This is a genomic window from Rickettsiella endosymbiont of Litargus connexus (assembly GCF_964277335.1).
Taxonomy (GTDB): Bacteria; Pseudomonadota; Gammaproteobacteria; order Diplorickettsiales; family Diplorickettsiaceae; genus Aquirickettsiella; species Aquirickettsiella isopodorum.
In genome coordinates this window covers 1,051,158-1,068,699 of the sequence record NZ_OZ195516.1, presented here as the reverse complement: position 1 = coordinate 1,068,699, position 17,542 = coordinate 1,051,158, and the positions used below count along the sequence as shown (strand labels likewise).

Below are 17,542 nucleotides of genomic sequence, written 5' to 3'. Positions count from 1 at the left end.
AAATAATTTAATGGCTAGATACCGAGGTCCTACTTGTAAATTAGCACGCAGACTGGGGACTGATTTACAGTTAAAAAGTGGTATACGTGCGCTTGATAGCAAATGTAAATTAGCTACGCCTCCAGGTATGCATGGCGCTAAACGCGGAAGATTATCTGAATTTGGCGTATTGTTTCGTCAAAAACAATTAATTCGTCGTACTTATGGTATATTAGAAAAACAATTTCGGCTTTATTATGCTAAGGCTTCTAAGCGAAAAGGTATTACCGGCGAAAATCTCCTTAAATTGCTAGAATGTCGCTTAGACAATGTTGTCTATCGTATGGGATTTGCTTCGACACGTGCCGAAGCAAGACAGTTAGTCTCACATCGCTCTGTAAAAGTGAATGGAAATATTGTTAATATCCCTTCATACCAAGTTGAAGCGGGTGATGTTATTGAATTAAAGGAAAAAAGTAAGGCCCAAACTCGTATTCAAGCCGCACTAGAACTCGCGAAGCAAAAACCTCAGCCTGCTTGGATAGATGTGGATTCCACTAAATTACAAGGAATCGTTAAGTTAATTCCTGAGCGTAGCGAATTGCCCTTAGAATTTAATGAGAATCTAGTCGTTGAGTATTACTCTAAGTAAGAAGGTAGCCCATGTCGACGAATGTTAAGAAGTTTTTAACCCCACAGACCATCGAAGTGCAAAATATTGCGCCTAATAGAGCGCTAATTACTTTGCAACCTTTTGAAGCTGGTTTCGGCCATACCTTAGGAAATGCCCTGCGTCGTATTTTGTTATCGTCTATGCCAGGTTGCGCCGTTGTAGAAGCAAAAATTGAAGGTGTACTACATGAGTATAGTAGTTTAGACGGTGTTCAAGAGGATATTATTGATATTTTGCTTAACTTAAAAGGCGTTGCTTTTCAGATGCATGGCAAAGAAGAAGCTATGCTGGAATTAACAAAGAATACGGTAGGACCCGTACGCGCGGGTGACATCACTTTACCACATGATGTTGAAGTTAAAAATCCTGATTTTGTTATTGCGCATTTAACTAAGCCGAAAGAATTTAAAATGACACTTAAAATAGTCAGAGGCCGAGGATACGAGCCTGCGTCTCTACGTAAAGCAGATGAGCAATTCGTGAGTGAAGTTGGCTCATTACAATTAGATGCACGTTTTAATCCTATTTTACGTGCAACCTATTCAGTTGAAAATGCACGTGTCGAGCAACGTACAGACCTAGATAAATTAGTGATTGATTTAGAAACTAACGGTACGATTGAACCAGAAGAAGCAATACGTCGTGCAGCTACGATCATACAAGAGCAATTACATACTTTTGTTGAGTTACAACATGAAACGGAAGATGAAGTGGTTGAAGACTTGATTGATATTAACCCGATGCTATTACTTCCTGTGGATGAGTTAGAATTAACGGTACGTGCGGCTAATTGTTTAAAAGCCGAACATATTTATCGGATTGCCGACTTAGTCACTAAAACAGAATCGGAACTTTTATCAACCCCGAATTTAGGTAAAGTGTCTTTATGGGAAATTAAAACCGCTCTACAAAAACGAGGATTGTCCTTAGGAATGGATGTCCCTATTCAGCAATTGACCTCTCTAAAAAAATCATTAGAAGGTGCAGAAGAAGCGGAAAAATTAGAAAAAACTGAAGATATTAATAAAGATTAATTTAAAAGGCTAAGTGTTATGCGTCATCTTAATTCCGGTCGTCGATTAGGCCGAACCTCCAGTCATCGGATCGCGATGTTTCGAAATATGGTGAGTTCTTTGTTAACCAAAGAAATCATTTGTACCACCTTAGCTAAAGCTAAAGAACTTCGTCGAGTTGCTGAACCACTCATTACTTTAGCAAAGGTAGATAGTGTCGCTCAGCGACGTTTGGCGTTTGACCGTTTACGAAACAAAGAAGCCGTTGCTACGCTATTTAATACCGTTGCTCCTCGTTTTAAAAAAAGACCCGGTGGCTACTTACGAATTTTGAAATGTGGATATCGTGCGGGTGATTGTGCGCCTATGGCTATGGTGGAACTTGTCGAACGTACTGAGAATGACACTAACTGATTTAGTATATAATCGGTAAAAACCAGCAACGAGACTGTTAAAAATTCAACTACGGAACGCAGAGTGTAATTTATTTACATTCGAGTTATTTCTTTAGCCTTATCCAAGGCCATATCTAATTCTAGATTAAATTGCGCTAATAATTTTTTAGAATAGTTATGTTTTGCCGTGGTATTTTCCAGCGCAACAATGCTGGCTTTAAGCCGTAGCCAGCCGCAATAAGAACAAGAACCTTGTAATTTGTGTAAAAGCTCTTCTAGTTTTTGCTGTTGTTTTTCTCGAAAGGCTAGATTGATTTCGGTTTGTAGTTTAGGGGTTTCTTGTATAAATAGACCAAGTAATTCTTTTAATACTTTGTTCGAATCTTTAGTGAATATTTTATCTATATTTTTATCAATGATCGGCAGATCAGATGGTTTTTTTTCCATATTCATTATCCTCTAGTTGCCACATGCCTTTAAGTAGTTTAATCAATTGGCTTAGTCTAGGCGAGAGGTATTCATTGTATCTACCTATGAGTGTAATCTGTTGATTGTTTCTCAAGTAGGGCTATGTTTAAATGTGGAATATTTTAATCAATTTTTAAAAACTCTGTGGCTAAATTATCTTATTGTATATCTGATGAAGAGCTTAAGGCAGCATTATTAGAATTTAGACATTTACAAGATATATTACGCTGGGGTTACACTCAATTTAATAAAGCGAATCTCTATTATGGTCATGGTACTGATAATGTATGGGATGAAATAGTTTATTTAGTGTTATCTACATTAAAATTAGGGCCACATTTAAATCCTTGTTTTTTAGGGGCAAGTTTAAGCTTAGCTGAGCGTCGTTTGCTTATAGAAAATATTCGCCAGCGCGTTGAAGAACGTATTCCTACTGCTTATTTGGTGAATGAAGCACGCTTTGCCGGTTTAACTTTTTATGTCGATGCGCGCGTATTGATACCGCGTTCACCCATAGCAGAACTTATTCAACGTGCATTTACTCCTTGGGTTGAAGATACTAAAAGAATCAATACCCTACTTGATATTGGAACAGGCAGTGGTTGTATTGCTATTGCTTGTGCTTATGCTTTCCCTGAAGCACGTGTTGATGCCATCGATAATTCTAAGGATGCACTCACAGTGGCAGCTGTTAACGTAGCGGCTCATAAATTGCAAGGTCAAATCAATTTAATCCACTCTGATCTTTTCGAAAACCTAGACAGTCGACTTTACGATATTATTATTAGTAATCCTCCGTATGTTGATGCTGAAGACTTTGCGAGTTTGCCAATAGAATATCAACATGAACCGGCTATGGCTCTGGCAGCAGGGAAGGAGGGTTTAGATTTTGTTATTCAAATTCTTAGACACGCCAACAAATATTTAAAAAAGAAAGGTATTTTGATCGTAGAAGTGGGTAATAGTAAAAGTGCTTTGGTCAAACGTTATCCACAAATTCCTTTTTTATGGTTAGAATTTGAACAGGGTGAGGCGGAAATATTTTTATTAACTCAAGAGCAGTTAACTCGTTATGAGCAAGAAATTTAATTTAGCTATCATTGGCGCAACAGGTTTTGTTGGTCAAGCGGTATTAACTATTTTACAGCAACGAAAATTTCCGATTAACCATCTTTATCTACTGGCTAGTGAACGTTCTTCTGGCGAGATTATGGAATTTAATAAACAGCAACTGATCGTATCTGATTTAGTTGAATTTGATTTTAAGCAAGCTGACATCGCGATATTTACAGCGGGTTCGGACGTTTCTGCTCAGTATGTTCCTAAGGCTACGCAAAATGCTTGTTTAGTTATTGATAATACACCTCAGTTTCGTTACGACGACGATGTGCCTTTAATAATTCCGGAAGTGAATCCCGAAGCATTAGCCGGCTATAAAAAGCGTCGTATTATTGCTAATCCAAATTGCTCTACAATACAAATGCTAGTTGCTTTGAAGCCGATCTATGACGCTGTTGGCATAATGCGTATTAATGTGGTTACTTTTCAATCTGTTTCTGGCGCAGGGAAAGCCGCTTTTTATGAACTGATTCAGCAAGCAGGCCAATTATTAAATGGGTTACCTATTAAGCAGCCGAAAGCTTTTACTCAGCAAATTGCCTTTAATGTCATTCCGCACATTGATGAGTTTGTAGAAAATGGGTATACCCGTGAAGAAATGAAAATGGTCTGGGAAACAAAAAAGATTTTTGCCGATCCGGAAATTCAAGTGAATCCTACTGCGGTACGAGTACCTGTGTTTCATGGACACTCTGAAGCGGTACATATAGAAACTAAGAAAAAAATCAGTGTTGACCAGGTCAAGCAGTTATTAAAAAAAGCGCCTGGCGTATTAGTTATCGATAAACTTGCCAATAATGGCTATCCGACACCTATTTCTCATCCTGGTAGTGATAAAGTATTGGTAGGCCGACTTCGAGAAGATATATCTCATCCTCTAGGCTTGGACCTGTGGATAGTAGCAGATAATATTCGTAAGGGTGCCGCTTTAAATGCCGTACAAATTGCTGAACTGATGATTAAGCACATTATCTAGCATACTATTAAGAGTAAGAATTCGCTGCTTCAAATTCCTTCAGTATATCCCTTTAGAGTAAGGTGGGTTAAAATAGTTGCATTGAGGAGTTTTTGACCAGGTGTCGTAATATGACTGATAATCCAAGTAAAAAAAATCTTCTTTTAGAACATGACGAACTGTGCTTTTCCCCTGAAATGTCAGCTTCCTTTTATTTAAATAGTGATTCAGTAGTGGATGGTGAAGACGATGAAGAGAGTGGCAGCGGCGCGGGTACTGGTACTGTTACGCTGAGTGTTGAACAACTATCGGCTTATCTGCAAGCCCTATTTAATAAGGAGCGTCGGCAGCGTATAGACGGACAGAGAAAATTTGCAGTCTGTCCTCTATCAGAAGATCCTAATAATTTACTAGGTAAGAGAAAATCGCAATCAGGCGGTTTTGGTGAATCACCGCAAATACATCCTTTATTAGCGCATAGTCAGCAGTTTAGTGGTGATGATCCTTCAATAAGCGCAAACCCTGTAGAAAACTCTGAGGCTAAAGAACGGTTTCCTGAAAAACGGCTAGAAAATCAATTGCGTTTACAAAAAAATCTTGGTTTAGGTGCAAGCAAAAGTGTAACGCTTGTTAGATAATCATGGTAAAACATACTTTTGCTCATGAAATTTTGTTTGGTACACTCAGTGGCGTAGAGCAGTTTATACGAGCAGGTGCGGATATAGAAGAAACCGATGAATATGGTTTTTCACCGTTAATCGAAGCGACGATTGCTAATAAGCTAGAGATTGTTGCTCTGTTACTAGAATATGGAACGGATATCAATAATGCCGATACCACGGGTCGTACGGCATTACATTGGGCAGTTGATAATCATAATTTAGCTTTATGTGAGTTATTACTTGCAAATAAAGCGGATGCGAATGCTTATACTACCTCGGGACAACCTGTTTTAGTTTATCCCTTATTGAGACAGCAAGTTGAATTAAAAAAATTACTCTATCGATATGGCGCTAAACTAGGTTTCGCTCAAGACTTTATTCAAGCTAAGTTACTCGGCCATCGTTACGAATTGATAGGTCAACTAGATATTATTAATGGCACAGGGAAGTTTATAGAAATAAACTATGAAGGATTTTTTTTAGAGTTTACATTGGATGTCATGCTCAATTCTTTACGCCGCTATCAGAATAATTTTTCTTCGCGTCATTTGCGGTCTTATTTTGACAATTTAGAAAAATTGATTGCCGCATTTTCTAACGCGCAGGCATTACTCAAATATCAACGTTATACAATTAATATTAGAGATTATACGCATAGTATCGATGCCTTATTAGATCAAGAGTTACTATTATTACCCGTTGCTTATGAGGGCCATGTCATTGCATTGATTAAATATAAAAATTGGCTGGTTCGCTGTGATCGAGGTGAAAACAGTCATCGTGAAGGCAGCATTGTTATCTATGAATGTCAACATCCTTATGCTTGGGATAATGAGTTTTGTAAACAATTAATCTACATGCGTCAATCTCGTGAGTTTCTGACACGAGGAATACACCGCCATTTAGGTTTAGTTCCCATCGTGAACTTACCCATACAGGGACAAATTATCGGTAATTGCTCCTGGGCGAATATAGAAGCGAGTATTCCGGCGATATTGTTTTTGTTATCTGCGGTGACTGCTGAAGGTCAATTAGTTTCTTGTTTTGAAAAAAACCAACAGCAAGCATTACGTTTTTTTCAGAATTGGCAAACCTGGGATAAAGATCGTGCTCTAGAAGAATGTATCCAAGGATTTTATTATTGTAATAAAGCGCGAGGGGCCACTAAAGCGACAATTCTAGCCGCCATTTTATTCCAACAGTCGACGCAGGATCTTCATGATCTAAAGCAAGCGGAAGCCATGTTAAAAATTTTAACGTTAGCAGAGTATAATTATTTGCTAAAAAGTTACTTGAAAGTATATTGGCAATTAAATAAAACAGCCCAAGGGAAAAACTTAATAGGCTTGTTGGACGCTTGTGGCGCAAGTCGCGAATTTTTATAATATACTGCTTCGTACAGGAAGAGGCGGAATTTTCCAATTCATACAGTTATTCTTTGATATTTATAAGTCCTTTAGGGATTAGCTAAGCCCTAAATCCTTCCTTTAACTATGCCGCATCTATAGTTTTTCGATGAATCGAAATAGAGGCATAAACCTAGATTAAAAAGCTTATTTTTCAACTAAAGCAGATTAATTGTTTAAAGCAGTAAAGACTTAATTAGAATGTTTTATCCCATTGTAATTACTGTGCTGAATGGAGTATACTCTGTGCCGCTATCGCGGGGTGGAGCAGTCTGGTAGCTCGTCGGGCTCATAACCCGAAGGCCGTAGGTTCAAATCCTACCCCCGCTACCAATTTTATTGCGTGAGAGGCCCCATTATGGGGCTTTTTATTTTGACTAGACTAGCGCTAAATGTCAGCTTTTGGTGCAGCGCTTTGTTGCCGGCTTTGTCTGCGGTGCTTATTTATCTGAGTAAGTTCCGCTCCTTGAAAAGCCGGTGTCGCGCGCTGCATCCAAAATCTTTTTTAGTGTTAGCTAGTTGAGAATGGGTAATTTTATAATTCAAAGCCCTTTGTTGTATGCTCACAGCAATGGGGTTTTTGGCAAGGCGACGCGAGAACGAAGCAGCCGGAATATATTCAAGATACATGAGGATTGAAAGTTGAGCGGCAACACAGACAAAAATTCAAGTGCGAAGAGCATAGACGATGAAAAACAATTCAGCGATAGAAGCAAAAATATTACCAACGGTTGAGGCCTTAGGTTATGAGCTATGGGCTTGCATCTATCTGACTCAAGGCCAACACAGTATATTACGCATCTATATTGATAGTCAGAAGGGTATTACGCTGGCTGACTGTGAACGAGTAAGCCGCCAGATTAGTGCATTATTGGATGTAGAAGATCCTTTGCTAGGCCGTTATAACTTAGAAGTTTCTTCTCCGGGGCTAGATAGACCCCTTATTAAAGAGAAGCATTTTCAGCGTTATGTTGGTTACACTGTGCGTATTTCTACGCATACACCTATCGAGAATCAACGCAAATTTAAAGGCCTTTTGCAATCAACAGGAGTAGCTGGGATAGTGTTGAACCAAGATGGGAAAGAATTAGTATTAACATGGGACAATATTTTGCGTGCGAATGTATTGCCTGAGATGAATAAATAACCGGAGGCAGGCGGCTATGAAAAAAGAAATTTTATTAGTGGCAGAGACGGTATCTAATGAAAAAGATGTTGATAAAGAGTTAATCTTTAAAGCGATAGAGGCCGCTTTAGCGATGGCTACTAAGAAAAAAGCAGGTGAAGATATTGATGTCCGTGTTGCGATTGATCGCCGCACGGGTGACTATGATACTTTTCGCTATTGGACAGTGGTTGCAGATGAAGTGGAGACTAATCATCTTGAAGAGGCTCATATCGCTTTCGAACCGTTAAAACAAATACTATTAAGCGAGGCTAAAAAACGTAATCCGAATAGCCAAATAGGAGATGTGATAGAAGAACATATGCCTTCTGTGGAGTTTGGTCGTATTGCAGCGCAAACGGCTAAGCAAGTCATCATCCAAAAAGTCAGAGAAGCTGAACGTGCCAAGATAGCAGAGGCTTATGCCAGTCGAATTGGCGAGCTGTTATCAGGCATAGTCAAACGAATTACCCGAGAAGGTTTGATTGTGGATTTAGGTGCAAGCATAGAAGCGTTTGTCCCACGCGAAGAAATGATACCCCGTGAAGAAGTCCGATCCGAAGATCGTTTGCGCGGTTATTTATATGCAGTGAATCCACAAGTGCGAGGTCCCCAGTTATTGATGAGCCGTACTCGCCCAGAAATGTTAATCGAGCTCTTTAAGATAGAAGTACCAGAGATTGGTGAAGAGTTGATTGAAATTAAAAGTGCAGCGCGTGATCCCGGTTCACGTGCAAAAATTGCGGTTAAAACGAATGATGGTCGCATTGATCCGATAGGTGCTTGCGTTGGAATGCGTGGGGCGCGAGTACAAGCGGTCTCCAGTGAACTAGCGGGTGAGCGAATTGATATTGTGTTATGGGATGATAATCCAGTGCAGTTAGTTATCAATGCCATGGCACCCGCTGAAGTTGCTTCTATCGTAGTGGATGAAGATACCAAAGTGATGGATGTGGCTGTACAAGAAGAACAATTATCACAAGCTATCGGTCGAAATGGTCAGAATGTACGTTTAGCCAGTGAACTAACAGGCTGGATTATTAATGTTATTACCGTAGAAGAAGCGGCAAAAAAAATAGTGAAAGAATCGGAAGGTTTACAAAATTTTTTCATGGAACAGCTTGCTATTGATGAAGAGCTTGCCGAAATGTTAGCCCGAGAAGGATTTACGAGTTTAGAAGAAATTGCTTATGTATCAGCGCAAGAGTTGCTAGATATTGAAGAATTTGACCCGGAATTAGTAGAGACTTTGCAGAATCGTGCCAAGGAAGTGTTATTGACACAATCTGCAGTGACTAAGAAGCAAAAATTGGCGACATCTGAACATGAAAAATTTTTAGAACCGCATCAAGATTTACTTTCCTTAGAAGGTATTACTGAAGAGATAGCAACCACTTTAGCTAAAAAAGGGGTTTCCTCACGCGAAGCATTAGCTGAGTTGGCAGTCGATGATTTATTAGATATTATCGAATTAGATCGCGAAAAAGCCGGTAAATTGATTATGGCAGCGCGAGCTCCTTGGTTTGCTGAAGAAAAAAAATAAGTATCTAAAAATTGATTGATTATTTTTTACTTGAAAAATTAGAGTAAAATAAATGGTAATGTAAGCTTATAAAGTTTGATAGATAAGCAGTAAATAATAGGTATTGTATTTCAAGATGCAAATGAACGGTATATACATTCAGAAAAACTTAGTCGGTTTTCGAAGCTGTCAGATATTGGCAGGAGAAGCATAGATATGACAGAAAGTATTAAAGATAAAACTGCAAATAAGGTTTCTAATGAACTTGAAAAAGAAACCTCTGTGGATAATAACCCTAAAAAAGTGATTACCTTGACGCGTACGCGTAAAAGTACGAGTTTACTTAAAGTGAAAGATACGTCGGGTAAAGCCAAGACCATTAAAGTCCAAGTTCGCAAAAAAAGAACTTATGTGAAAAGTAATGAAGGCTTAATCGATGAAGAAACTAATCGCGCTAACGAAGCGAAAGAAAAAGAAGCGGAAGAATTAGCCTATCAAGCAGAAAAAGCCGCTGCAGAAAAATTGAATACACCCGAAGAAACTCCCGCTGAAAAAACTTCTGAAAGTAAGATACCTGCTGAAGAGCTTGCTAATGAGATTGTGGAAAAAGAACAAATTTCTACCCCCGAAAAAAAATCCGTAGAGCCTTTACCCATTCCAGAAAAAAAAGCTAAGCCAATTAATGAAAAAGTGATTATTGCATTACCCACCAATACAGAAAGATTGGAACGCGATAAGAAACATAAAAATCGCAATTTAAAAGAAAAAGAAATGGCGAAGTACCGACACAAAGCGATTTATCAACTTGAAGATGAATCCGATGAACAATTCCGTCATCGTAAGAAAACCGGTAAACACAAGCGACCGGATCAATTTTTACAACAGCAATTTGAGAAACCGACTGTGGCGGTTGTTCATGAAGTTGGAATTCCTGAAACGATTACTGTTGGTGATTTAGCGCAAAAAATGTCAATCAAAGCAGCGGAAGTCATTAAGTCATTAATGAAGCTGGGCGTGATTGCAACCATTAATCAAGCGATTGATCAAGATACTGCGACACTCGTGGTTGAAGAGATGGGACATATTGCTAAGCTTGTTAGTGCCAATGCATTAGAAGAAGGTTTAGTGAATACAACCCAACAGCAAATGGGTGAATTATTGGCTCGCCCACCGGTAGTAACTATTATGGGTCACGTAGACCACGGAAAAACATCTCTTTTAGATTATATTCGACGTACTAAAGTGACACAGGGAGAAGCGGGCGGTATTACACAGCATATCGGTGCTTATCATGTAGAAATACCCAAAGGAATGATTACTTTTTTAGACACACCCGGTCATTCGGCTTTTACCGCGATGCGTGCACGCGGTACACGAGTAACGGATATTGTTGTTTTGGTTGTTGCGGCGGATGATGGTGTCATGCCGCAAACAATAGAAGCTATTCAACATGCTAAAGCAGCAAATGTTCCCATCGTGGTTGCCGTGAACAAAATTGACAAGCCTGAAGCCGATCTCGATAGAATAAAAAATGAATTAGCTAAACAGGGTCTCAATCCTGAGGAATGGGGCGGTGATACCATGTTGATTCCTGTTTCCGCCAAAACAGGACTAGGCATTGATGATTTATTAGATTCCCTTTTGGTGCAAGCAGAAGTGCTAGAACTGAAAGCACCGCAAGAAGGTCCAGGACAAGGAATAGTGATAGAGTCGCGTTTAGATAGAGGAAAAGGGCCCGTTGTGACGATATTAGTGCAACAAGGAAAACTACATAAAGGCGATCTGCTATTAGCAGGTACGGCTTATGGTCGTGTCAGAGCATTGCTCGATGAGCGAGGTAAATTAGTCGAAGCCGCCGGACCTTCTATGCCCGTTGAAGTATTAGGTCTGTCGAGTGCTCCAGTGGCGGGTGACGAAGCAGTGGTTGTTGCTGACGAACGAAAGGCGCGAGAAATTGCTTTATTCCGTGAAGGAAAATTACGCGAAGCTAAATTAGCGCAACAACGTATGATTAAGACTGACGATATTTTTGGTCAATTGGATGAAAACCAAATTAAGACTTTAAATATTATTTTAAAAGCGGATATGCAAGGATCAGCTGAGGCTTTACAGGAAGCCTTGAATAAACTTTCTACTTCTGAAGTTAAAATAAAACTGGTCTATGTGGGTGTAGGTGCGATTACCGAATCGGATGCTAATCTGGCTTTAGCTTCAAAGGCATTAATTTTAGGATTTAATGTTAGAGCGGATGTGACTGCAAAAAGAACGGTAGAAAAAGAAGGCTTAATAATGAATTATTATAGCGTTATTTATGATTTGATAGACCAAGTTAAAAACATTATGAATGGGTTGTTAGCACCAGAAATAAAAGAAAACATTTTAGGTTTAGCAGCGGTTCGCGAAGTGTTTCGTTCTGCTAAGCTCGGTGTTATTGCCGGTTGTATGGTGACAGAAGGATTAGTACGGCGTAATGCGCCTATTCGAGTATTGCGTGATAATGTGGTGATTCATGAAGGTGAATTACATTCATTACGCCGTTTTAAAGATGACGCAGCTGAGGTTCGTCATGGTATGGAATGTGGAATCGGCATTAAAAATTTTACTGATGTTCGGGTTGGCGATATGATCGAAGTGTATGAGCGTGTTTCTATATCAAGAACTATCTAATGCCAAAGGAATTTAGTCGTGTCGCGCGCATTGCCGATCTGATCCAGAAAGAATTAAGTAATCATATTTTGAATAAAGAAATAGCGGATACCCGCTTGAAATTTATTACAATAACTGCAGTAAAAGTTTCACGTGATCTATCTTATGCCGATATATTATTTACACAATTAGATGTGGAAAATTCAAATGATAAACAACAAAATAAGGAAATAGCCGTTAAATTATTAAGAAAAGCAGCGCCTCGTTTACGTTATGCCTTAGCACAGCGATTACAATTATATAAAGTTCCTAGCTTGAGATTTTTTTATGATGATTTCATGGAGGAAAGTGATCGTATTCATAATTTAATCGATCGTGTTATTGCTAAAGATAAGGCCAAGCGTTCTGAATAATATTCACAAAAAAGAATAAGTTATGCACCCCTTAACCTCCAAAAAGCGTTCCATCAATGGTATTTTATTGCTTGATAAACCAAAAGGGATAACCTCAAATCAAGCATTACAAACAGTAAAACAATTATTTTCGGCAAGTAAAGTGGGGCATACAGGAAGCTTAGATCCTTTAGCAACCGGTTTGCTGCCATTATGTTTCGGAGAAGCGACAAAGTTTTCTCAGTTTTTACTCAATGCTGATAAAATTTATTCTGTCAGTGCCTGCTTAGGAATTAAGACCAATACCGGTGATGCTGAGGGAGAAGTAATAGAATCACGCCCCGTCGCTAATTATTCGCTCGATCAACTTGAAAGTGTCTTATCGACTTTTCGTGGATCGATTTCACAGATTCCACCGATGTTTTCTGCATTAAAATATAAAGGTCGACCTTTATATAAATTAGCTCGGCAAGGTATCGTGGTAGAACGTAGTCCACGAAGCGTTACCATACATAGCTTACGCCTGATTGATAGTAACGATGCAGGTATAGACTCACAGCAATTGAGTGTTTGGCAAGGCGTCGGGAAAATGAAGCAGCCGGAGTGTATTAACCTACATGAGGATTGCAAGTTGAGCGACAGTCTAGATAAAAGCCAAAGTGCGAAGACTATGCTCAATTTAGAAATTAAATGCAGTAAAGGGACTTATATTCGTACCTTAATTGAAGATATCGGTGAAGCCTTGGGTTGTGGTGCTTACGTACAGGACTTACGTCGTTTAGGTGTGGCTCATTATCTTGCGGAACAAATGGTGAGTTTGGCAGAATTACAAAGATCGAGCCAGGCCGAGTGTGATCAAAAATTATTGCGTCTGGATAGTTTATTAGAAGAATGGCCGGTTTTGAAAGTTTCTCAAGCAGCCGCTTACTATCTTTATCGTGGACAAGCGGTGTTGTTACCTAATTTGCCGAAGCAAGGTTTGCTGCGTTTACTACTACAAGAAAGTGGGCGCTTTATGGGTGTTGGAGAAATTTTGGAAGATGGTCGTCTGGCTCCGCGCCGTTTAGTGGATTTAAATAAATTAACTATTTAAACGGGCAATCGCTGTTAACTTTCTCTGATCGAGTCTAATTATTTTCCATGAAGTATTCAATAATTATTCTAAATAATTAAGCTGCTTTTTTAGATTTTACTCTTTTGCCTAGTTATAGGCATAAATTGATCATATTTTAACCAATTAATAGCAATCTTATGGTAATTAACAGGGTCTTTGCTAGGCTTAAAGGAGAGACGTACTTAATATGTTTTAATTAGGAGCTCATATGAACAAAGGTAAATTTCCTCATAAGAAACAACAAAATCCTTTCCAAAGCCAAGGTAACAAACCGCAATGGCCAGGTCATAACCCAAACCAAGAACCAAACAAGCACAATCCTGGACATAACCCTGGACACAACCCACAAGGTAATCCAAACAAACCACAATGGCCAGGTCATAAAGACAAACGCTAAAATGTCTGTTAATGCTTTTGGATAAGCGGGCTAAGTTTTTTAGCAGTTGATTGGGGCAGGAGCGCAACTAGATGGATGATCCTTACCGATCATCCATCTTTTTTTATATTATACTTTTCACACTTGAATCAGTGGCGGCTCATGGGTCGTTCTTTTCGCGGCCTTGTCAAAAATCCCATTGAGGTGAGTTTACATAGAATCTTTATGCTTTTACGCGGGAAAGATATTCGCCGGTACGCGTATCAATTTTAATTGACTCACCAATTTGGATAAACAGTGGGACTCGTACAATAGCACCTGTTTCTAAAGTAGCTGGCTTTCCACCTCCACCTGACGTGTCGCCTCGTACTCCAGGATCTGTTTCCACTATTTTTAAAATAACAAAATTAGCCGGTATTATACACAAAGGCGAACCGTTAAATAAGGTCAGTGTGCACGAGTCTTGCTCTTTTAACCATAGTTTCGCTTCAGTTACGGCGGATGCGTCGGCGGCATATTGTTCATAGGTCTCGGCGTCCATAAAATGCCAAACATGTCCATCGTTGTAGAGGTATTGAACTTCAATGTCAAAGACATCAGCAGCTTGTAAGGTATCCCCAGATTTTAAAGTACGTTCAATGACACGATTGTTTTTCAAATTACGTAATTTAATACGATTAAAAGCCTGTCCTTTTCCTGGTTTTACGTAATTATTTTCTAATATCATGTAAGGGTCATTATCTAACATGACTTTCATACCGTTTCTTAATTCATTGGTCGTGTAATAAGGCATAATTCGAAAGTTAAAGTTTAAATAAACGTTCGCGATAATAACGTAATTCGTTAATAGAGTCTCGTACATCTTCTAGGGCGAGATGCTTTGATTTTTTTTTATAGTCCTCTAAAATGCTAGGTTTCCAGCGATAAGCGAGCTCTTTTAAAGTGCTGACATCTAAATTCCTATAATGGAAATATTTCTCCAATACCGGCATGCAACGGGCCAAAAAGCGACGATCTTGGCAAATACTATTGCCACACATAGGTGATTTATTCGGAGGAACATGTGTCATAATAAATTCTAAGGTTTGTTTTTCCGCTTCTTCTTCAGTAGTTTTGCTCACTCTCACTCTATCGAGTAAACGCGAACCCTTATGCTGGCGTTTGTTCCAATCGTCCATACCAGTTAAGATATGTTCGGATTGGAAAATAGCAAACACAGGGCCTTCTTCTATAATCTCTAATTGAGAATCAGTGATAATGGTTGCAATCTCGATAATTTTATCTTGATTGGTATCAAGTCCTGTCATCTCGAGATCGATCCAAATTAAATTATCTGCTTTAGGCGTCATGTAAGGCCCTTTAATAATTATTACTATAAAAACGCTCAGTTGAGAATGCGAATTTCTTAAAATCAGACAAGCGTTAGATCCGATTTCATGATGGACAGGCTAAGTGCTCACCATTTAAGAAGAGTAAGGCCCTTCTTAAAAAACTCTCATCGTGAGAAGCGGTGATTGAATAGGATTACATCGCAATTTTCAATCACAAAAAATTATTTATCGTTACTATTATACCGCGGCTCATTAAAGATGCGAATATTTTAAAGTAACTCGAATCGTATCGTTAATGATGCCATAATTAATGAGTCTACATAGGAAAATTTATGTTATTGCTATTTATTTTTAGCTTAGTTGCTTATTTACTCGGTTCTTTGTCGAGTGCAATTATTGTAAGTCAATGTGCGGGTCTAGCGGATCCTCGTACGCAAGGTTCTGGAAATCCAGGGGCGAGTAATATCCTAAGGATAGGCGGGAAAAAATTAGCAGGCATCGTTTTATTAGGCGACCTACTTAAAGGTTGGATCCCAGTTATGTTAGCTAAATTAGTTGGATTGCCTTTAGCGTCCTTAGCCTGGGTCGCCTTTTTTGCTTTTATAGGTCATTTATATCCCGTTTTTTTTAGTTTTCGCGGCGGTAAAGGTGTCGCTACCGCGTTGGGTGGATTACTCGCCTTAGCTTGGCCTGTCGGTTTGATAGGAGTATTGAGTTGGGGCTTGGCGTTGTTTTTATTTCGTTATATTTCTATTGCTTCCATGCTAGCGGCAGTGGTGACATTTTTTTATGTTTTTTACGTTTATTCCTTCCCGGTTTATTTGCCTATCTTTTTAATGACAGTATTACTCATAGCGCGTCATTTCTCAAATATCCAACGTTTATTTCAAGGGACAGAACCACGATTAACTAAAACTAAATTAAATCAGAAAAAATAATTTTTTAGATAGTGTAAAAATTTCTACTAAATCAAAAACAATTTAATCCAATTGATCTAAAGGATAACGTGCAATAGTTTTTATCCCTAGATGATCACTTTGACCTAAATTTAAACGTCGATAACCTAAATAAGCAATCATTGCACCATTATCCGTACAAAAACTGGGTCGTGGGTAGTAGAGTGTGACGTCATGCTTTGCTGCCATCTTAGCCAGTTCTTTTCGTAGCCAGGTATTAGCAGCTACACCACCGGCGACCACTAAACGGCGTAGACCAGTTTGATTTAAAGCGCGCACTGCTTTGATGACTAAAGTATCGGCTACAGCCGATTGAAATTCATGGGCAATATTGGCTTTAGTTTGTTTCGTTTTATCACTATTTTTTAATGTGGTACTCACAAAGGTTTTGAGGCCACTAAAACTAAAATTACAGTCCGGTCTATTCACCATAGGCCGTGGAAAAGAATAGTGATTAGCTTGACCTTGAGCAGCTAATGCCGCGATAGCAGGACCACCCGGATAGTTTAACCCTAATAATTTGGCTGTTTTATCAAAAGCTTCACCGACTGCATCATCTAAGCTGATGCCGAGTATTTTATAGTCGCCAATGCCGTTTACTTGGGCTAGTAGGGTGTGACCACCAGAGACGAGTAGGGCAATAAAGGGGAATTCGGGGACCTGATCTTCTAACATAGGCGCAAGCAAATGGGCTTCCATGTGGTGTACGCCTAAGGTAGGAATCTCCAGTGCCCAACCTAAACTACGTGCAAAAGCCGCACCAACTAATAGAGCTCCGGCTAAGCCGGGGCCGGCACAATAAGCGATTCCATCAATAGCCGAAAGCGTGAGATTAGCGGCAGCTAAGGATTCTTGAAGTAAGGGTAATATTTTAAGAATATGGTCACGTGAGGCGAGTTCTGGAACGACACCACCATACTGATTATGTAGCTCAATTTGACTATAGAGAGTATGGGCAATAAGCCCTTTTTGGCCATGGTAAAGGGCGATGCCGGTTTCATCACAGGAAGTTTCAATCCCTAATACACAATGTATGTTTTTTGGGTGGAAATCGGTTTGTTTTGAATAGAAACTTTGCATTTTTATGGATTGCTGGTTAGAATTGGCACCTATTTTAACTTTAATTGAGGAAGTGTACTACATGCCCGGCGTAATACTTAAAACCAGCGAAACACTCGAGTCGGCAATCCGCCGTTATAAGCGTGCCTGTGAAAAGTCAGGTATTTTCGCTGAAGTGCGTCGTCGTGAATACTACGAGAAACCAACTGAGGCACGCAAGCGTCGCTTTGCTGCAGCAGTTAAACGTTGTCGCAAGCGTTTGATGCGCGATAATCCTTGCTTTATAGCTAAAACGAAACGTAAGCACTAAA

The 17,542-nt window shown here is 39.3% G+C and carries 19 protein-coding genes and 1 tRNA gene; 16 read left to right on the top strand and 4 right to left on the bottom strand.

Annotated features, from left to right (window positions below):
* The first annotated feature begins 10 nt into the window (after positions 1-10).
* Genes rpsD through rplQ form a run of 3 tightly spaced genes read left to right on the top strand, consistent with a single transcriptional unit; the run spans position 11 to position 2,079 of the window.
* Positions 11-631: a 30S ribosomal protein S4 gene (rpsD, locus tag ACICP9_RS04670; RefSeq protein WP_071662556.1), complete on the top strand. Its 621-nt coding sequence runs from the start codon at positions 11-13 to the stop codon at positions 629-631.
* Between the two features lie 11 nt (positions 632-642).
* Entirely contained in the window at positions 643-1,686 is a 1,044-nt protein-coding gene (locus tag ACICP9_RS04665; RefSeq protein ID WP_395497195.1) for a DNA-directed RNA polymerase subunit alpha, read from the top strand.
* Between the two features lie 18 nt (positions 1,687-1,704).
* A complete protein-coding gene (gene rplQ / locus ACICP9_RS04660; RefSeq protein ID WP_071662554.1) occupies positions 1,705-2,079 on the top strand; it encodes a 50S ribosomal protein L17 in 375 nt (124 codons plus the stop codon).
* 74 nt (positions 2,080-2,153) lie between these two features.
* Here rplQ and ACICP9_RS04655 read toward each other — a convergent pair whose 3' ends face one another.
* Positions 2,154-2,507, bottom strand: a complete 354-nt coding sequence (locus ACICP9_RS04655; RefSeq protein ID WP_071662553.1) for an Hpt domain-containing protein — start codon at positions 2,505-2,507, stop codon at positions 2,154-2,156.
* A 165-nt stretch (positions 2,508-2,672) separates the two neighbouring features.
* Between ACICP9_RS04655 and prmB the strand changes: the two genes are divergently transcribed.
* The 11 genes from prmB to ACICP9_RS04600 all read left to right on the top strand — a co-directional run bounded on the left by prmB (position 2,673) and on the right by ACICP9_RS04600 (position 13,906).
* Positions 2,673-3,617 (top strand): 50S ribosomal protein L3 N(5)-glutamine methyltransferase, encoded by a 945-nt coding sequence (gene prmB, locus ACICP9_RS04650; protein ID WP_395497192.1) that lies wholly within the window; start codon positions 2,673-2,675, stop codon positions 3,615-3,617.
* Positions 3,601-4,623, top strand: coding sequence for an aspartate-semialdehyde dehydrogenase (locus tag ACICP9_RS04645; protein WP_395497190.1), 1,023 nt, complete (start codon positions 3,601-3,603; stop codon positions 4,621-4,623). The genes prmB and ACICP9_RS04645 overlap by 17 nt, the downstream gene beginning before the upstream one ends.
* 110 nt (positions 4,624-4,733) lie before the next feature.
* Complete coding sequence (locus ACICP9_RS04640; RefSeq protein ID WP_395497188.1) at positions 4,734-5,240, top strand: hypothetical protein; 507 nt, start codon at positions 4,734-4,736, stop codon at positions 5,238-5,240.
* Positions 5,241-5,242: 2 nt separating this feature from the next.
* A complete protein-coding gene (gene ankH, locus ACICP9_RS04635) occupies positions 5,243-6,649 on the top strand; it encodes a Dot/Icm T4SS effector AnkH/LegA3 (RefSeq protein ID WP_395497186.1) in 1,407 nt (468 codons plus the stop codon).
* A 277-nt stretch (positions 6,650-6,926) separates the two neighbouring features.
* Positions 6,927-7,003, top strand: a tRNA-Met gene (locus ACICP9_RS04630).
* 355 nt (positions 7,004-7,358) lie between these two features.
* A complete protein-coding gene (gene rimP, locus ACICP9_RS04625; RefSeq protein WP_071662549.1) occupies positions 7,359-7,817 on the top strand; it encodes a ribosome maturation factor RimP in 459 nt (152 codons plus the stop codon).
* Positions 7,818-7,833: 16 nt separating this feature from the next.
* Positions 7,834-9,378: a transcription termination factor NusA gene (gene nusA / locus ACICP9_RS04620; protein ID WP_071662548.1), complete on the top strand. Its 1,545-nt coding sequence runs from the start codon at positions 7,834-7,836 to the stop codon at positions 9,376-9,378.
* Between the two features lie 195 nt (positions 9,379-9,573).
* Positions 9,574-12,024, top strand: coding sequence for a translation initiation factor IF-2 (gene infB, locus ACICP9_RS04615; RefSeq protein WP_395497183.1), 2,451 nt, complete (start codon positions 9,574-9,576; stop codon positions 12,022-12,024).
* Positions 12,024-12,416: a 30S ribosome-binding factor RbfA gene (rbfA, locus tag ACICP9_RS04610; protein ID WP_395497181.1), complete on the top strand. Its 393-nt coding sequence runs from the start codon at positions 12,024-12,026 to the stop codon at positions 12,414-12,416. The genes infB and rbfA overlap by 1 nt, the downstream gene beginning before the upstream one ends.
* Positions 12,417-12,438: 22 nt before the next feature.
* On the top strand, positions 12,439-13,488 hold the full coding sequence (gene truB, locus ACICP9_RS04605; protein ID WP_395497179.1) for a tRNA pseudouridine(55) synthase TruB: 1,050 nt from the start codon (positions 12,439-12,441) through the stop codon (positions 13,486-13,488).
* 229 nt (positions 13,489-13,717) lie between these two features.
* Positions 13,718-13,906, top strand: coding sequence for a hypothetical protein (locus ACICP9_RS04600; protein WP_071662544.1), 189 nt, complete (start codon positions 13,718-13,720; stop codon positions 13,904-13,906).
* Positions 13,907-14,108: 202 nt separating this feature from the next.
* On the opposite strand, the gene efp is transcribed toward ACICP9_RS04600, so the two are convergent.
* Positions 14,109-14,678, bottom strand: a complete 570-nt coding sequence (gene efp, locus ACICP9_RS04595; protein WP_071662543.1) for an elongation factor P — start codon at positions 14,676-14,678, stop codon at positions 14,109-14,111.
* A 10-nt stretch (positions 14,679-14,688) separates the two neighbouring features.
* Complete coding sequence (orn, locus tag ACICP9_RS04590) at positions 14,689-15,234, bottom strand: oligoribonuclease (protein ID WP_395497176.1); 546 nt, start codon at positions 15,232-15,234, stop codon at positions 14,689-14,691.
* 314 nt (positions 15,235-15,548) lie between these two features.
* Here orn and plsY point away from each other — a divergent pair, with 314 nt between their 5' ends.
* On the top strand, positions 15,549-16,154 hold the full coding sequence (gene plsY, locus ACICP9_RS04585) for a glycerol-3-phosphate 1-O-acyltransferase PlsY (RefSeq protein WP_395497174.1): 606 nt from the start codon (positions 15,549-15,551) through the stop codon (positions 16,152-16,154).
* Positions 16,155-16,196: 42 nt separating this feature from the next.
* Here plsY and tsaD read toward each other — a convergent pair whose 3' ends face one another.
* Positions 16,197-17,252, bottom strand: coding sequence for a tRNA (adenosine(37)-N6)-threonylcarbamoyltransferase complex transferase subunit TsaD (gene tsaD / locus ACICP9_RS04580; RefSeq protein WP_395497172.1), 1,056 nt, complete (start codon positions 17,250-17,252; stop codon positions 16,197-16,199).
* A gap of 61 nt (positions 17,253-17,313) precedes the next feature.
* Here tsaD and rpsU point away from each other — a divergent pair, with 61 nt between their 5' ends.
* A complete protein-coding gene (rpsU, locus tag ACICP9_RS04575; RefSeq protein ID WP_006035291.1) occupies positions 17,314-17,541 on the top strand; it encodes a 30S ribosomal protein S21 in 228 nt (75 codons plus the stop codon).
* The last annotated feature ends 1 nt before the right edge of the window (position 17,542 follow it).

Bases quoted from the DNA above. Each gene is read 5' to 3' on its own strand.
- efp (WP_071662543.1), bottom strand. From the start codon at position 14,678: ATGCCTTATTACACGACCAATGAATTAAGAAACGGTATGAAAGTCATG.
- rplQ (WP_071662554.1), top strand. From the start codon at position 1,705: ATGCGTCATCTTAATTCCGGTCGTCGATTAGGCCGAACCTCCAGTCAT.
- truB (WP_395497179.1), top strand. From the start codon at position 12,439: ATGCACCCCTTAACCTCCAAAAAGCGTTCCATCAATGGTATTTTATTG.
- infB (WP_395497183.1), top strand. From the start codon at position 9,574: ATGACAGAAAGTATTAAAGATAAAACTGCAAATAAGGTTTCTAATGAA.
- tsaD (WP_395497172.1), bottom strand. From the start codon at position 17,252: ATGCAAAGTTTCTATTCAAAACAAACCGATTTCCACCCAAAAAACATA.
- rimP (WP_071662549.1), top strand. From the start codon at position 7,359: ATGAAAAACAATTCAGCGATAGAAGCAAAAATATTACCAACGGTTGAG.
- ACICP9_RS04665 (WP_395497195.1), top strand. From the start codon at position 643: ATGTCGACGAATGTTAAGAAGTTTTTAACCCCACAGACCATCGAAGTG.
- ACICP9_RS04645 (WP_395497190.1), top strand. From the start codon at position 3,601: ATGAGCAAGAAATTTAATTTAGCTATCATTGGCGCAACAGGTTTTGTT.
- ACICP9_RS04655 (WP_071662553.1), bottom strand. From the start codon at position 2,507: ATGGAAAAAAAACCATCTGATCTGCCGATCATTGATAAAAATATAGAT.
- ACICP9_RS04640 (WP_395497188.1), top strand. From the start codon at position 4,734: ATGACTGATAATCCAAGTAAAAAAAATCTTCTTTTAGAACATGACGAA.
- plsY (WP_395497174.1), top strand. From the start codon at position 15,549: ATGTTATTGCTATTTATTTTTAGCTTAGTTGCTTATTTACTCGGTTCT.
- ankH (WP_395497186.1), top strand. From the start codon at position 5,243: ATGGTAAAACATACTTTTGCTCATGAAATTTTGTTTGGTACACTCAGT.
- rpsU (WP_006035291.1), top strand. From the start codon at position 17,314: ATGCCCGGCGTAATACTTAAAACCAGCGAAACACTCGAGTCGGCAATC.
- ACICP9_RS04600 (WP_071662544.1), top strand. From the start codon at position 13,718: ATGAACAAAGGTAAATTTCCTCATAAGAAACAACAAAATCCTTTCCAA.
- orn (WP_395497176.1), bottom strand. From the start codon at position 15,234: ATGACGCCTAAAGCAGATAATTTAATTTGGATCGATCTCGAGATGACA.
- nusA (WP_071662548.1), top strand. From the start codon at position 7,834: ATGAAAAAAGAAATTTTATTAGTGGCAGAGACGGTATCTAATGAAAAA.
- rpsD (WP_071662556.1), top strand. From the start codon at position 11: ATGGCTAGATACCGAGGTCCTACTTGTAAATTAGCACGCAGACTGGGG.
- rbfA (WP_395497181.1), top strand. From the start codon at position 12,024: ATGCCAAAGGAATTTAGTCGTGTCGCGCGCATTGCCGATCTGATCCAG.